Source organism: Microbacterium sp. CBA3102 (assembly GCF_007954505.1).
Classification (GTDB): domain Bacteria; phylum Actinomycetota; class Actinomycetes; order Actinomycetales; family Microbacteriaceae; genus Microbacterium; species Microbacterium aurugineum.
Genome location: NZ_CP042412.1, coordinates 1532551 through 1548381, shown reverse-complemented (window position 1 = coordinate 1548381; position 15831 = coordinate 1532551). Strand labels below are relative to the sequence as shown.

Sequence of the window (15831 nt, the reverse complement as noted above, 5' to 3'; positions counted from 1 at the left end):
CGTCACTCCACACACCCCCGCACGGTTTCCGAGGCACGACCGTCGTCGCGCCGCAGCATCACGTCGATGCAGACGGTGCCCGCCGCTGCGGGGACCGTCGCGGTCGCATCCGGCGTCTGGTGCGGATCGACCTCTCCCGACACCGCGACCGGTGTCCAGATGAACGAGTCGCCCTCGAGCGGACTCGGATTGGTCCAGGTGAACACGATCCGATCGCCCTCGCGCGTCCCGGAGATCTCGGTGACCTTCGGCACGACGTCCGTGCCGACGTCCTTCGGCTCCACGGCCTGCTCGGTCTCCTGCGCTTCGGGGGTGACACCCGCCACCAGGAGGTTCATCCCGACGACCCCGCCGACCACGAGTACGACCGCGGCGGCAGCGAGCACGATCCAGAGGCCCTTGCGACTGCGCGGCGCCGGCGGCTCTCCCGAAGCCGCGACAGGAGCAGCCGACACGGCCGGAGGTGGCGTCGCCTCTTCCGGGGCGACCACCATCGGCGCTCGCGCGATGGTTCGGTCGTCGGCGGAGGGGGCGAGTGGAGCCGCGGCCGTCGGAGTCGGCGGGCGCAACTGGGTCTGCTCGACGAGCGGTTCCTCGGGCGTCGGGGCGTCGAATCGCGGAATGCCCGACAGCGGAACCGGCGGTTCCTTCCGCTGCGTCTGGGCCGAGGGGCGGGTGAACGACGCCAGTTCGGGGTCGATGCTGACGATCTCCCGCACCCGCGTCAGACCGTCGCCGTCGTCCTCCAGGTCTTCCGCCGGCGGATGGTCGTCGACGATGTCGATCGGGGTCACCGAGTGGGAGAGCTCGATCTGCACCTTCTGCAGCGCCCGCGCGAATGCCACCGCGCTCGGGAAGCGATCGGCGGGGTTCTTCGCCATCGACCGTTCGAGGAGCCTCTGCAGACTCTCCGGCGAATCCGGCCTCTTCAGTGAGGGGAGAGCGGCGCGCTCGATGCGCTCGATCAGATCGGCGCTCGAGTTGCGTTCGCCGGTCCGCTCGAAGGGCGAACGACCCGCCAGCAGCGTGTACAGCGTGGCGCCGAGCGCCCAGACATCGGTGCGCGGACCACTCTGCGGAGGCTCCGCGAACGACTCCGGCGGAGACCAGGGGATGGACATGCCGGAGGCCTCACCCGTCGCTCCGGTCGTCGATGCGATGCCGAAGTCGGTGAGGGCCGGCCGGTTGTACTCCGTGACGAGGATGTTGGCCGGCTTGATGTCGCGATGCAGCACGCCCGCCCGGTGCGCGGTCTCGACGGCTCCGGCGACCTGGATGCCGACGCGCAGAGCCTCGGCGACCGAGAACGGCTCCTTGCGGGAGCGGATCTGGAGGTTCGGCCGCGGGCAGTACTCCATCACCAGGTAGGGGCGACCGTCGCCGGCGACACCCGCCTGGTAGATCGTGACGATGGCCGGATGCGTCGAGAGCATCGCCATCACGTTGGCCTCGTCGGCGAACTCCTGCGCCGCACCACTCGAGATGCGGTCGGCGACCAGCACCTTCACCGCGACTCGGCGACGCGGCATCTCCTGCTCGTACAGGAAGACATCGGCGAAACCGCCGGTGCCCAGCGGCTCCACATAGGTGAAGCCCGGCAGATCGGGCGGCGGGGAGGGGCGACGCGTCACGGCAGCTCCTCGAACGCGACGGTCACTCCGTCGCCGAGATCCACGACATCGCCGGACAGCACGAGCGTCTGCTCCCCGGGATGCAGCCGCACCGGGTCGGCACCGGGACGGAGCAGGGTGGAGCCGTTCGTGGTGTGCAGGTCGATGACCACGACGGTGTCACCTTCCGGCCGCACTTCGAGGTGGCTGCGCGAGATGTCCTGCTGCGGGCTCTCGACGGCGATCAGGTGCGGGAGGTTCGCACCGCTCGCACGGGTCGATCGCGGGCGTCGGCCGATGATGACCGTGCGATCGAGCGCCGCCACCTGACCGGTGGAGAGACGCACGCGGCCCGTCGAAGCGATGGACGGCACCGGGGTCACGTCGAGCACGTCGGTCGCGACATCATCGGCGACGGGAGGCTGCTGGCGGAGCGCACGCAGGTCGGCCGCGGAGACGGTCGCCCCGTCATGATCGCCTTCGACCGGGACGGGGGTGGGCGCCGCGGCTGCGGCACCGACCGAGTGCACGGTCGCACCCCAGAGCTGATCGAAGTCGTCGTCGACGGGCGGTGCGAGCGTCACCTCGGTCGGTGGGAGGAACGCATCCTCGATGACCGGCGCAGGAGTCGGCTCGGGTTCGGGCGCAGGAGTCGGCTCGGGCTCGGGCGCCGGCTCGGGCTCCACGGCCGCCGGCTCCGGCGCCGGCTCGGGCTCCACGGCCACCGGCTCCGGGGCCTGCACGGCTGCAGCGGGTTCGGCGAGCACGGGGGCCGGGCCGAGCGCACTGGTCAGCGGATCGGCGTCGCTCGGCTCGAGCTCGGCGCTCACCGCGGCAGCCCGCACGATCCCGCTCTGCACGGGGAGGCCGTCGGCCTCGGTCGTCGTCTCGACCGTGATGTCGATCGTCGTCGCGCCACCGAGGAACCGCTCGTTCCAGGTGGTGACGTCCGCCCCGGACAGCTCGAGGGATTCCGTCGCGGTCGTCACGTGTGCCGAGACGTCACCTCGGAGGGCGATGCGCACGTCTCCTCCCTCGGCGACGGCGGCGACGAACGACGGCAACGACGTGAAGGACCGGCCCGCCTGCGTCGTCAGGAGATCGACGACGGTTGCGAGCGTCTTCGCCTCCGGCAGCCGTTCCCACAGCCGGGCGACGACATCGCCGGGGACATCGGGCGGGAGCGCGACGAGCGCGCCGGGGATGACGATCAGGTACCACTGTCCCGGTCGGTAGATGGTCTGCATCAGCGAACCCCTCCTGCTGTGGCTTCTCGTGGACGCGTGTCGGCGTCGATGTCGTCGTCGTCGGTGGCCGTCAGCGTTCCCGGCCGCGACGCGACCGAGACCGCGTCCACGACGATCACGGTGATGTTGTCTCGACCCCCGGCGCTCACCGCATCGGCTGTCAAGGCGTCGGCGGCCTTCTGCGGATCGGATTCCGAGGCCAGCACCTCGCGGATACGCGTGTCCGGCACTTCGGAGGTGAGACCGTCCGAGCAGACGAGGATGCGATCGCCGAGTTCGGCGGGGAACATCCAGTAGTCGGCGTCGCCCGTGCTACTTGCACCGATGGCGCGGGTGATGATGTTCCGGCGGCGATCCGAGACGGCATCTTCGACGGAGAGCTCACCGGACTCGATCAGCTCCTGCACCACGGAGTGATCGACACTGATCTGCTCCAGCTCGCCGTCGGCGAGACGATAGGTCCGGGAGTCTCCGATGTTGACCGCAAGCCAGTACCCCATGCCGTCGACCGAGGCGATGACGACACCGCTGAGGGTCGTCCCGGCGCGTCCGTTGCCCGAGGTCGACAGATCCTCGACGCTCGTCCGCGAGACGGAGAGGGCGTGCCGGACGTCGTCGAGCTCGAGCGCCGGTCGACCGATGTACCGGGCGAACTCGGCGATGACGGCGGCACTCGCGCGCTCACCGGCCTCGTGCCCGCCCATCCCGTCGGCGACCAGGAACACCGGGGCCGAAGCCAGATGCGCGTCTTCGTTCAGCGCGCGCCGGAGCCCCGGATGCGTCGCCGACCCGGTGGAGACGATGAGTCCCGGCCTCATGCGTATCCGCCGATCGTCACGATGCGGTCGCCGATCTCGATCGCGTCGCCCAGACGCACTGGCACCCGCTGCCCTGCCGGGCACGCGATGCGCTGGCCGTCACGGACAATGGTCATCCCGTTGGTCGAGTGGCGATCCCGCACCCATCCGCCGGAGGTCTCGGCGGCGGCCTCGAAATGCGTCTTGGAGAGCGACAGCGTCTCGTCGCGCACGGGCACGAGCGTCGCCCCCTCCTCCGGGGCGGGGTTGCGGCCGAAGATGGTCCGTCGCGAGACGGAGACCCGTGTGCCGTCATCCCACGTGAAGACCAGACGATGGCCGGGGACGCTGATCCGGGTCTCTTCGAGGTCGTCGTCCTGTTCGACGACCTCCGGCGCTGCCGGCGCGGGTGCCACCGGGAGCGGCGGGACCGGCGGAGCAGCGACCGGCGGAGCAGCGACCGGCGCCGGAGGGGCGGGCGGGACGGGCGGCGTCACGGGAGCCACGGGGTGCTGCTGGACGGTCGCATCGAGTTCGGGCTCGAGCTGCGCGGGAGGCTCCGACCGCGACGGCGCATCCTGGGTGATGCCCGGGACGAAGGCGATGAGGGATCCGCTCTCGGCCACCGGCGCAGGGGGCGCAGCCGGCCGCGGCGGGAGGGATGAGGATGCCGGAGCAGCCGGGGCCGGAGCAGCCGGGGTCGGAGCAGCCGGAGCAGCCGACGCCGCCGAAGCAGCCGGAACGGACTGCGGGAGTCCAGGGATCGCCGGTCCGGTCGTCGGTGTAGCAAGGCCCGGCGCAGAGGCGGACGAGGAGGAGGTGGCCTCGGACGCCGATCGGACGGGACCCGTCTTCCGCGCATCCAGGATCAGAGAGCCTGCGACCTTGTCGTGCCACCCCTGGAAGCGCCCCGACCCGTCGAAGAGCGGAGTGAAGTACCCCACCACGACGGCCGCGGCGAGGCCGAAGATCACGTTGCGCAGCAGTGCGCGCCCGAAGCCGAGCGGGCCGCCGTCCGCAGCGGCGACGAGCTGCACGCCCTGGGCGCGCATGCCGATCGAGCCGGCCCCTGCCTGCATGACGGTGTAGACCACGAACCAGCCGAGCAGCACCAGGCTCACCACCGGACCGCCGACGAGGAGGACTCCCACCATCCCCTCGACACTGCCGGTGAGCGACGCGGCGACCAGGAGTCCCCCGCCGAGCACGATCGCGAGGCCCCCGGCGATCAGGGCATCGATGACATAGGCGACCGCGCGACGGGAGAGGGGCGCGATCTGATCGAGCGCAGGCTGCGTCATGGGGTCTCACTCTCGGAGGACGGGGGCGTCGTGCTGTTCTTGATGGTGCCAGGTTCGCGGCGTACGCGCGCGGTCGCGGCGTCCTTGAGGCTCTGCAGGCCGTTCGAGATCGCGGTGCCGCCGACGAGCGAGCGAACGCTCAAGCGCGCCTTCACGCGCTTCCAGAAACCGGCGTCCTTGCCGAGACCGCCGACAATGCCGTCGACCTCGTGCCAGAAGGACTCGACGTCTTGTGGGCTCGGCTCTGTGGGGCCGAACACCTCGGCGTCGGCCCGCTCGGCGAGCGCGGTGACCTGTGGAACCGTCAGCGCGGTGGCCACGACCTCGGCTTCCTCGGTCCGGGTGCCTCCGGGCGTGAGCCGCGCACCGTAGTCGATCGCGCGATCGGTCAGCTCGTCCCACCCACCACTGATGCGGTCGGCGGCGCGCGCGGCGGCGCGGCGCGACCGACGCTTCGCGGCCTTCCACGCGCCGATCACGATGAACGGCGACGCGAGGAGCGCGATCACCGCGAGCGAGATGCCACCGATCACGAGGATCGCACCGATGATGCCGGCGAGGTTCAGGCTCTCGTCCTCGGACTCCCGGTCGTCGGGAAGGGTGGGCGGCAGATCGACGGGTTCCTGCGGCGGGGGTGGCGGCTGCAGCACCTGCGGCTTCGGGTCGACGCGGGGCTTGGTGTTCTGGTCGTTCGGCACCTGGTCTTCGGGCGGAGTCGGGTTGAAGGTCACCCAACCGATGCCCTCGAAGTTCACCTCGACCCAGGCGTGGACGTTGTCGCCGGTGGCGGTGAACACCGCTTCCCCCGCCTGCTCCTCGTCGGGGTAGTACCCCATGACGACGCGCGCCGGGATGTCGAGCTGCCCCGCGAGCAGCGCCATCGCCACGGCATACTGCTCGTCGTCACCGATCATCTGGTCGGCACCGACCAGCGTCGAGATGCGCTCGGCGGTGTGGCCCGCACGGGACAGCACCTCTCCCTCGAGCCCGTGGCTGAAGAAGCCGCCCTCGGAGAGGAAGTTCTCCAACGCCCGCACCTGCTCGATCGGCGTCTCCGCACCCGACACGGTCTCCGCCGCGAGCGAGGTGAGCTCTTCCGGCACGTTGCTCGACGTCGGCAGCGCCACCTTGCCGAACGGCACCTCGGCGAGCTGTTCGTCATCGGGGACGGCGGGCACGACGGCATCCACGACGTACTCGTCACCCTGGGTGAGCTTCGGCGTCGCGACCGCGGTACCGGTCACGGTGTTGACGTACGTGCCACGACGCAGGTCTTCGGCGCGCGCTCCCTCGAACCGGATCTCGGACAGCTCTCCGGCGGTCGGCATCCAGACACCGCGGTAGCCGTCGATCGCGAACTTCAGCGTGACCGGGACGCCCTCGGCATCCGGTGCCATGTTGGAACGCAACGGTGCGAACGCGCTCGACGACGTCGGGCCGCCGTCCGTGACGTTGTAGACCATGCCGTCGAACTGATCCATGACCGCGGTGCGGATGCGTGCGCCCTGGGGGAGGCCCTGCACCGTGAAGAGGGTCTCGGAGGCCTCGTCGCGCACGTTCTTGCGGAACGCCTGCAACGGGCTCGGGTAGTCGCGGATGTCGAACGGCGGGATGATCACGTCGCGGAACACGTGCCGAGGCTGTGCCGGGTTCGCGACGGCGCTCGCGGCGACGCCGGTGCCTGCGGCGACGGCCAGCACGGCGACGCCGGCCAGCAGCCGTCGGGTGCGCATCTGGGTCGCACGCGAAGGGTCGACCTCGCTGACGGAGACGGCCATGTTCTGTGGTGCCCACAGTTGCCGCAGAGCGAGCCACGACATGCTCACCACGGCGAAGACGAGCCCCTGCACCAGAGGGAAGGCGGGCTCCGGCGTGCCGAGGGCGATGACGAGCATCAGCAGCACCCCGGCCGGGAGCAGCGCCCAGGCGACCTGTGGCAGCCGGAGCGCGAGAGACGCGGTGAGCGTGGTGACGACGAGCGCCAGCAGGAACGGGACCACCAGGTGTCCGTCGACCGCAGCCACGGGGGCGACGGTGGTGAGCATCTGCTTCCAGGCGGTAACGGTCCCCACCGCGAGCTTCTGCAGCGTCTCGATCGTCGGGATGACGCCGAGGAGGGAGGTCTGCGGGAGCGCGAGGGCCCCGCCGAAGACGAAGTAGGCGGCGACCGTGAGCCCCGTCGTGATCAGGATGCCCCATCGTCGCCAGGTCGCGACGGCCGCGATCGCCAGCCCGATCAGGATGCCGCCGACGGCGGCCGGGAGAAAGGACGGACCGGCGAACGTCGGCCAGAAGCCGATCAGCGCGGTCGTCACGAGGAGTGCGGTCGCTCCCAGATCGAGGATCCATCGGCGCACGGCGAGACCCCCGGGGCCGGCGGCGGGCACGGTCATGCGAGAACCTTCTGCAGAGCGAGCGGAATCTGTTCGAGCGCGCCGACGGTAACCACGTCCGCGTCACCGATCCGCCGAAGCGTCGGAGCGGACACGCTGGTGTCGGCGACGACGGCCAGCGCCTTCGCGCCGAAGGGCAGCCGCGAGCACGCGAGGCGCAGATCGTCGGAGCGCACCCGCGAGCCGCACACGAGCACCACCACACTGGCGAGAGGCATCGTGACCGACACGATCCCGGCGAGGTCGGCGATGCCGCCCTCGCGCGGCTTGCTGCCCTCGACGGCGGAGAGGGAGTCCAACAGCTGCTTTCCGGTGCCGGCCGGGAGCTCGCGCCCCTGCACGCGCACGTCGACGCGCTGCGAGTCGCGGAGCGCGCGGAGGCCGATCGAGCCCGCGGCCGAGATACCGAGCTCGAAGTCCTCGGCGGTCGCGTAGTCGGACAGCGAGCGCGACAGACCGATCACGAAGTGGGAACGCCGCGTCTCCTCGTACTGGCGGACCATCATCGTGCCGGTGCGGGCGGTCGAACGCCAGTGCACATGACGCAGGTCATCGCCCGGCTGATACTCCAGAAGCGCGTGGAAGGAGACGTCGTCGCGCGAGAGGTCCGTGGCCGGAAGCCCCTCCAGGTCGCGCAGGTAGCCGAGGGACTGTCCGTCGAACAGCACGGTGCGCGGATGCACGAACAGGTCCACCGGGTCGTCGCGGCGGTGCGCCCGTTCGAAGAGACCGAGCGGGTCTCCGCGCACGACGCTCACGGGTCCGACCTTGACGACGCCGCGCTTCTGGGTCGGGATGGCGAAGAGCTCCTCCGCCTCCTCTCCGGGGGCCAGGCGCTGGATCCCGAACTCCCCACGACCGGCCCCCACCGGGAGCACCACGCGCGAGGGCAGGATCGCCCTGTTGCCACGGTTGGCGAGGGTGAGTGCGCCGACCGCGCGCTCCCCCACCACCACACGGGTGCGGGCGAGGTCGAGCGACACGTCGTAGGCGGTGCGGCCGATGAGGAACAGCGCGCACAGGGTGACGGCGATCGCGATCACAACGGCGGCGACCGTGAACTCCGCCCAGCCGGCGATCTGTCCGAGCACCCAGAACACGATGGCGAGGGACATCAGCACCCACGCGAGCGGACGGATCGCCGCGGTGATCTTCCGGAGGCGCGTCAGGGCACGGGCACCGAGGACGGCCGCGATGTCACGCCATCCGGCGTCGCGTTCCGTCGGCGGCGTCGACGCCTGAAGGGCCTCCGCGGTCATCAGGCCGCCGCTCGTGCCTGGGGAGCCGCGACGCCGTCGAGCACGCGGGCGATCACGGTGTCACTGCTCGTGCCGGCGAACTCCGCCTCGGCGTCGAGCAGCAGACGGTGCTGCCACACGGGCCGCGCGAGCGCCTTGATGTCGTCGGGGAGCACGAAGTGACGACCCTGCGCGGCGGCCCACACCTTGGCGATGCGGACCATCGCGATCGCGCCGCGCACCGAGACGCCGAGCCGGATCGCGTCGTCCTCACGGGTGGCTTCGGCGAGCTCGGCCACGTAGCGGAGCACAGCGGGCTCCACATGCACGGTGGAGGCGAGGTCGGCCATGTCGGCGACCGCACTGGTCGTGATGATCGCGGAGAGTCCGGCGGAGGGGTTGCGGTCGGAGGCTCCGGCGAGGATGCTCTCGGTGACCGCGAGGTCGGGGTAGCCGATCGAGGTCTTGATCAGGAAGCGGTCCAGCTGCGCCTCGGGAAGCTTGTAGGTTCCCGCCTGCTCGATGGGGTTCTGCGTGGCGATCACGAGAAACGGGCGACCGGTCTCGTGCGTGACGCCGTCGACCGTGACGCGGGACTCCTCCATGACCTCCAGGAGCGCCGACTGGGTCTTCGGCGAGGCGCGGTTGATCTCATCCGCCAGCACGATCGACGCGAAGATCGGTCCCTTGTGGAACTCGAACCGGTGGGACTGCTGGTCGTAGATGGTCACACCCGTGACGTCGGAGGGCAGCAGGTCCGGCGTGAACTGGATGCGCGCGCTGGTGCCCTGCACGGTCGCCGCGAGGGCCTTCGCGAGGCTCGTCTTGCCGGTGCCGGGCGCGTCTTCGAGGAGCACATGCCCCTCGGCGAGCATCGACGCCAGCACGAGGCCGACGATCTCCTGCTTGCCCTGCACCGCCTTGTCGATGTTCGCGACGAGACGCTGGAAGGTGCCCTGGAACCAGGCGGCCTGCTCAGGGGTCATTGTCATGGGAGTACTGCTTCCTCTCGGATGGAAGGGGCGCCGCTACCAGGCACGGCGTTCGTAGTCGGTGTTGCCGATCGTGACCCACACCTCGTAGCCACGGCCACCCGCGCCGTGGAAGCAGCCGATCTCGATGGAGCCGTTGGCGGGGATGTTCCAACTCGAGCCGCCCGCGAACCTCGGTCCTGCGGTCGGCGCGTTGCTGTTGCACCACACCTGGTACTTCCCGGCCGGGAAGTTCGAGGTGTTGATGACGAACTTCGCGCAGGTGCCGTCGGTGCACTGCCCTGGCCAGTTCCCGGCCGTGCCTCTCGTCACCCAGGCGCGGGGCTGCGGCGGGGGCGAAGAGGTCGCGGATGCGGTCCCACTGGGATCGGACCAGGCGCCCGTCGAGTCCTGCGCGCGGGCGCGGATCGAGTGCGTCTGGCTGTGCCCGTTCCCGACGTCGGTCGAGCCGGTCTTGCTCACGTTCTGCCAGCCGCCGCCATCGATGCTGATCTGCACGTTCTCGATGGGTCGTCCGTTGTCGGAACCGTTGGCGTTCCACTTCAGACGCACCTGGGTGGAGAGCGGATCCGCGCTGACCGACGGGGCGTGCGGCTTGCCGTACGGCTTGCCGCTGGCCGACTTCGATGCGGCTCCCGCGTACGTGGAGCCGCTGACGTTCGCGACGGCGCGCACCTCGACACTGTAGGAGGTTCCGTTGGTCAGTCCACCGATCTTCTGGTTTCCGGGAAGGGCCGACCATCCGCCGCCGCCGTTCAGACGGTACTGGTAGCTGATCTCGTTGCTCGCCGCCCCACCGCTGGAACCGGCGTTGAAGGCGAGGGTGAGACTGCGATCCCCGTCCGTGACCTTCAGGCCCGTCGGCGCTCCCGGCGGGATGACCCCGCGGCGAGGGGCCGACTGCGCACTCATCTCGCCCCACCCGGCCTTGTTGTAGGCCTGGATGCGGTAGGTGTACGGGGTCTGGGAGGGTTGGACCTGGATGGCCTGGCTCCGCGCCTCGGGCCCGGGGGTCAGCGTGTTCACGACCTGGCCGCCCTGCAGGATCTCGAGACGGTATACCTGGATGGCGTCACCGTTGTTGTCGGGCGCGACCCAGTTCACCTGCATCTGGGCCTGGTCGCCGACCGGGGCGAGCTCGGTCGTCGTGGGCGCGGCGGGAGCCTTCGGCGGGCCGGCCGGGATCTCGGAGGCGGACCAGCCGCTCCAACTGGAGGGGTCGGGGGCCCTGTTGTGCGCCTGGACCCGCACCTGGTAGTCCGAGCCGTTCTCGAGCCCTTCCCACGTGGTGGAGTTGCCCGTGACCTCCTTCTGCGTGACGCCGGACGGCGGCGCGGGCGAGATCTCGAGCGTGTACCGCTCGACCGGCGAGCCCGGGGTGCTCGGCGTCTTCCAGGCCACCTTGAGGGACTTGTCTCCGAAGTCCAGGGTGGGCGGGTTCGGTGTGTCGGGACGCGCATCGGGCCGCGCCGGGGCGGAGGCCGCGGAGGGCTGCGACTCGCCCACACGGTTGGTCGCGGTCACCTGGAACGTGTATTCGACGTTGTTGGTGAGGCCGTCGAGCGTGCACGTCGTGGACTGGCACTCCTTGGTGTACGGGTTCCCGCCCACGGACCTCACGGTGTACTTCGTGATCTCGGCTCCGTTGTTCGACGGCGCGGAGAACGACACCACGACCGTGCGGTCCTGCACGCTCGCGATGACCGGAACCCCGGGCGCGTCCGGAACGTCCTGCACCGTAACGACGATCTGTCCGTTGACCTCCCGATCGGGGTCCTCCGTCGCGTCCTGGATGCGATAGCGGACGACGAGCGTGCCCACGAACGACTTCGTCGGAGTGATGGTCACCTGGTCGTCGGTGAAGCCGACCTCGCCGCCGCCGGACTCGGTCACCGCGGACACGATCTTCAGCGGGGTCTCGGGGAACGGGTTGAAGTCGTTGGCGAGAGCGGGGACCGTGAAGGTCTCGCCCGCATCCGCTTCGGAGATGGTGTCGGTGTTGGCCGCGGGCATGGGACGGGTCGATGCTGTGACGAGCACCGTGACGGTGCCCTCCACCGGCTCGGTCGTGCCGTCGGACACGCGGAGCTTCAGCGTGACCGTCGTCCCCTTCTTGGCGTTCGACGACGCTTCCACGCGGAGTTCGTCGCCGTCGACCCGCGCGGAGACGCCCTTGCCCTCGCCGCCGACGAGTGCGTAGTCGTGCTTCCCCTTGTCTTCGGGGTCGGGGTCGTCGGTCAGCGCGGCGAGGTCCAGCGCGACCGCCGATTCACCGGGTGCCACGTTGACCTGTCCCTGGACGAACGTCGGCTGCTGGTTCTCCGGCGGCAGCACGTTGATGGGGATGCTGAGCGTGGCCTTGCGCCCCTCCGGGTCGTCGGGCCCATCGCCGTCCGTGACCTCGAACGTGAGCGCGTCAGGCCCGAAGTAGCCGTCGGCGGACGTGTAGACCAGTGTCTTCGCGTCTTGGAGGAGATCTGCGCCGTCGGCATGGCTCGCGCTGATCTTCGCCTTCTCGGTGATGACGACGTCGCCGCCGCCCGCCACCGTCACGTACTTCGACAGCGGCAGGATCTCGGTCTCGCCGCTGACCACTTCGAGCGGCTTCGTCGACGTGAGCGTCGGGCGAAGGTCTGCCCGCGAGGGGACGAAGATGAACGCCGACGCCTGCAGGTCGTCGCGGTCGGTGAGGGTGTACCGGATCAACTGCAGCTCGTCCGTGACGGTGACGCGCACCTTCCCGTTCTCGAGCCGTGCGCCGCCTTCGCCGACATCGACCGTGAGCCGGTCGGTCGTGCCGTCCGGGTCTTCGTCATTGGCCAGGATGTCGAGGTCCGCGGTCAGTCCGCCGTCCTTCAGATCCGCGGGCTGCAATCGGTCGTCGCGTGCGACGGGAGCTTGCAGGGGAACGTCTTCGTCGACCGTGATCTGCAGGGTCGCCATCGCCGTCGCCCCGCGGGAATCCGACACGGTGTACTGCAGCGAGGTCTCGGTGGGCGCGTCGGGTGCCTGAACGAGCACGCGGTCACCGGAGACCCGCGCATCCAACCCCTCCGGAAGCTCGAGCCCGTCCTTGACGAGGGAGACCTTGTCGCCCTCGGGATCGGAGTCGTTCGCGAGGACGGGCACGGCGATCTCACGCCCCGGTCGCACGACCACGGCGTCCTTCACCGCATACGGCGGCTGGTTGATCTCCTCCGCGGGGGCGATGCCGACGCGGATCGTGGCGACGCCCTCCTTGCCGAGTCGATCGCGCACGCGGTACTTGAACACGTCGACGCCGGACGCCCCGTCGAACGCCTCGTATGTGAAGTAGTTCGGCCCGTTGAGCACCCGTCCCTTGCTCGGACTCGAATCGAGGCCGACCAGCTCCACGGAGTCGCCGTCGGTGTCGATGCCGTCCAGCGGCACCGCGATGTTCACCTCGGTGCCGGCGAGCGTGCGCGCCACGAGGTCTTGAGGACGCGGAGCGGCGTTCTTCTCCTCGTCGATCGGCAGGATCTGGATGGTGACGTAGCCGGCGGCCTTCTGCTGGCGCGAGTCGACGACCTCATAGGTGAGGTACACCGTCTTGGCCTCCGGGCCCGCTTTGAAGCGCACCGCGTCCTGCGAGACGAACGCCTCGCCGTCTTCCGGGTCGACGAAGGGCTCGATGAGCTCCGGCTCGAGGTGCATGACGTCGTCGCTGGGATGCGTGTCGTTGTCGAGCACCGGGATCGTGACCACATCGCCGGCGCGCACGGTCGCCGTATCCGGGTTGGCGATCGGCTGGAGGAGTTCGTCCGGCGCGGGGATGGGGATCACCACGACCTCACCCTCGGCCGACTTCGAGCCGTTCGAGATCCGGTACTTGATCCGCACCTGCTCCTCGAGCGCTCCCTGATCGGTGATGCGCAGCGTCTCGTGGTTGAGCACCGAGACCGAGATGCCGCTGTTCGGCTCCAGCGACACCGACTGCACCACGAGGATCCCCCCGCCGGGATCGGTGTCGTTGTTGAGCACGCCGAGCAGCACATCCCCGCCGGTGGGCAGGAGCGCGACGTCACGAACGGCGACCGGCGGGAGGTCGGTCTCCGATTCGGGCATCACGTCGACGCGGACGAGACCCTCGCCGTTCTTGGGCCCGGTGGTGACCTGGTACTGCACGTAGTAGACCCCGGCCTTCTCCGCCATGAAGGAGAAGGTCTTGTTCGGGGTGTTCGGGATGATCGTCGCGCCCGGGGTGTCGAGAACCCGGCTGAGGCGCAGCGGCTCACGGGAGGTGCTCGTGTCATTCGCCGTCGGCGCGATGGTGACCTGCTCGCCCACCTTGGTGATGACGTGGTCGGCGTTGGTCTTCGGGTTGGTCGAGCCCTGCGGCCGGACATCGAGCGCGATCGTCGACGTGCCCAGCTTCCCGAAGGCGTCCGCCACGGTCACCTGCACGTCTTTGCGTCCTTGCAGGCTGGCGGTGGCCTTGTAGGTGATCTGACCGTCCTTGCTGAAGTCGACCTCGTCGCCGGGAGCCGCGACCACCTCCTTCAGATAGATGTCGTCGCCGTCGGGATCGATCCAGTCGGGGAGGATGTTGTACGAGATCGTGCCACCGGTCTCCACGGCGAGCGCGGTCTTGCGCTTGGGCGTCGGAGCGCCGTTCTCGTTCCAGTCGTGCACGGCGAGCGACACGACGGCCGTGTCCTTGCCGCCGCGTCCGTCGTCGACCTCATAGGTGAAACTCGCGGTACCGGAGGCCTTCTCTTCGACGGCGATCTGAAGCGAGCCGCCGTTGTTGATCGGCTGGACGGTGCCGATCGCGGGCTGTGCCTCGGCGAGGGCCGCGACGAGCACATCCCCGTCGGGGTCGTTGTCGTTGTCGAGCACGGGGAGCAGCGTCGTGGCACCCGGCCGCACACCGTAGGAGTCGTCCTCCGCGATCGGCGGGGTGTTCTGCTCGCTGCGCTCCGGAAGGGTGGTCTCGACGGTCTCCTCGGTCGAGTCCTCCTCGTTCTCCGTCTCACCCTCGGGCGGAGTCAGGTCGTTCCAGTTGTCGACGCGCTGCAGGCTCTCGTTGGCCATCCAGGCGGCACCGCCGACGGCATCGTTGAGGATGATCACGTCCCGGTTCACGCGGAAGGTCAGGTTCGCGGAATCCTCTGCTCCCTCGATCGGGGAGTTCACGTCGTTGGAATCGCCGGGGCATTCCCGGATGAAGGTCGCCGAACCCGCCCAGGCACCGTAGGTGCAGCCGCGGAGCCAGACCGGTGCGGCGGCCGTACCCGCGCTACCGGCCGAGGTCTCTTCGGGGTCGCTGCCGTCGAGCGGCACACGCACCAGAGCGGACGGGGTGGCGATCGCGACCGCGTCGTTCGCGGCGGACGCCTGTTGCAGCACGGCATCCTTCGCGCCCGGGACCTCCGTGCGGAAGCCGCCCGGGGTCGTGACGACGCCCGCCGCCTCGTCGAACACCACGGGCGTGCGACCCACGGCGGTGATCGTCGGCTTCGCGGCCGCATCGACCTCGCCGACCGAAGCCGTGGAGGTGTCCCGCGGCGCACCTTCGTTGTCGACGGGAACGGTCACGACCTCGCCGCGCTCGGCGGAGAGTGCGAACACCGTGCCGTCATCGGCGACGGTGACGTCGGCGTTCTCGCCCAGCTCGGCGACGGGTTCCGCCGCCTCGATCTCGAACGACGCGATGCCCTTCACCGGGACGACCCAGAGATCTCCGGACTTCTCATCCAGGATCGCCGCCGTGTTCGCACCCATCGCGACCTTGGCGGTGGAGGGGATGATCGCCGAATCTCCGAGCGAGACCCGTGCCGGGTCGATCGCCGTCACGGTCGATGCACTCTCGTCGACGACGAGCACGTTCGCTGCGGCCTGGAGGATGTCGTAGTTCTCGCTCGTGGTGCGCAGACCGCCGTCGAGGACCGTGGACTCGTTGTTGAAGTGCCCGACGAGCAGGCTCGAGGTCTTGGTGATCCAGACGCCGCCGTCGTTCAGGTCGACCTTGGTGGTCGGGAACCCTTCATACGTGAAGGCCATCGTGGTGAGGGCGATGACCCCGACCGTGACACCCGCCGCGGACGCCAGCGTCTTCGGTCGCGCGCGCATCCATGACAACGCCTTCATTCCCGGTTTTCCCCCCCAGGGTGACACTCTGTGATCACTCGTGCGCGGGCCCGTCTGGCCGACGACGCACCCGTTCATCCTAACCGCGTGCCCGAGAACCGCTCGATGGGGAGTAGTACCCATCGCCGGGGCGGCGTCGAGT

Annotated in this window: 8 protein-coding genes; all 8 read right to left on the bottom strand. The window is 69.8% G+C overall.

Annotated features, from left to right (window positions below; translation table 11 throughout):
• Nucleotides 1–2: 2 nt before the first annotated feature.
• From FGL91_RS07335 to FGL91_RS07300, 8 genes are read right to left on the bottom strand one after another with little or no spacing between them, the layout of a single operon-like run.
• On the bottom strand, nucleotides 3–1631 hold the full coding sequence (locus tag FGL91_RS07335) for a serine/threonine-protein kinase (RefSeq protein ID WP_153243498.1): 1629 nt from the start codon (nucleotides 1629–1631) through the stop codon (nucleotides 3–5).
• Nucleotides 1628–2857 (bottom strand): FHA domain-containing protein, encoded by a 1230-nt coding sequence (locus tag FGL91_RS07330; RefSeq protein ID WP_153243497.1) that lies wholly within the window; start codon nucleotides 2855–2857, stop codon nucleotides 1628–1630. The genes FGL91_RS07335 and FGL91_RS07330 overlap by 4 nt, the downstream gene beginning before the upstream one ends.
• On the bottom strand, nucleotides 2857–3675 hold the full coding sequence (locus FGL91_RS07325; RefSeq protein WP_047522454.1) for a PP2C family protein-serine/threonine phosphatase: 819 nt from the start codon (nucleotides 3673–3675) through the stop codon (nucleotides 2857–2859). Before FGL91_RS07325 ends, FGL91_RS07330 begins: the two co-directional genes overlap by 1 nt.
• Nucleotides 3672–4955 (bottom strand): RDD family protein, encoded by a 1284-nt coding sequence (locus tag FGL91_RS07320; protein ID WP_153243496.1) that lies wholly within the window; start codon nucleotides 4953–4955, stop codon nucleotides 3672–3674. The genes FGL91_RS07325 and FGL91_RS07320 overlap by 4 nt, the downstream gene beginning before the upstream one ends.
• Nucleotides 4952–7348, bottom strand: coding sequence for a transglutaminaseTgpA domain-containing protein (locus FGL91_RS07315; protein WP_153243495.1), 2397 nt, complete (start codon nucleotides 7346–7348; stop codon nucleotides 4952–4954). The genes FGL91_RS07320 and FGL91_RS07315 overlap by 4 nt, the downstream gene beginning before the upstream one ends.
• Nucleotides 7345–8607, bottom strand: coding sequence for a DUF58 domain-containing protein (locus tag FGL91_RS07310; RefSeq protein WP_153243494.1), 1263 nt, complete (start codon nucleotides 8605–8607; stop codon nucleotides 7345–7347). The genes FGL91_RS07315 and FGL91_RS07310 overlap by 4 nt, the downstream gene beginning before the upstream one ends.
• Nucleotides 8607–9578: an AAA family ATPase gene (locus FGL91_RS07305; protein WP_047522445.1), complete on the bottom strand. Its 972-nt coding sequence runs from the start codon at nucleotides 9576–9578 to the stop codon at nucleotides 8607–8609. Before FGL91_RS07305 ends, FGL91_RS07310 begins: the two co-directional genes overlap by 1 nt.
• A 36-nt stretch (nucleotides 9579–9614) precedes the next feature.
• Complete coding sequence (locus FGL91_RS07300) at nucleotides 9615–15671, bottom strand: Ig-like domain-containing protein (protein WP_227991960.1); 6057 nt, start codon at nucleotides 15669–15671, stop codon at nucleotides 9615–9617.
• Nucleotides 15672–15831: the final 160 nt, after the last annotated feature.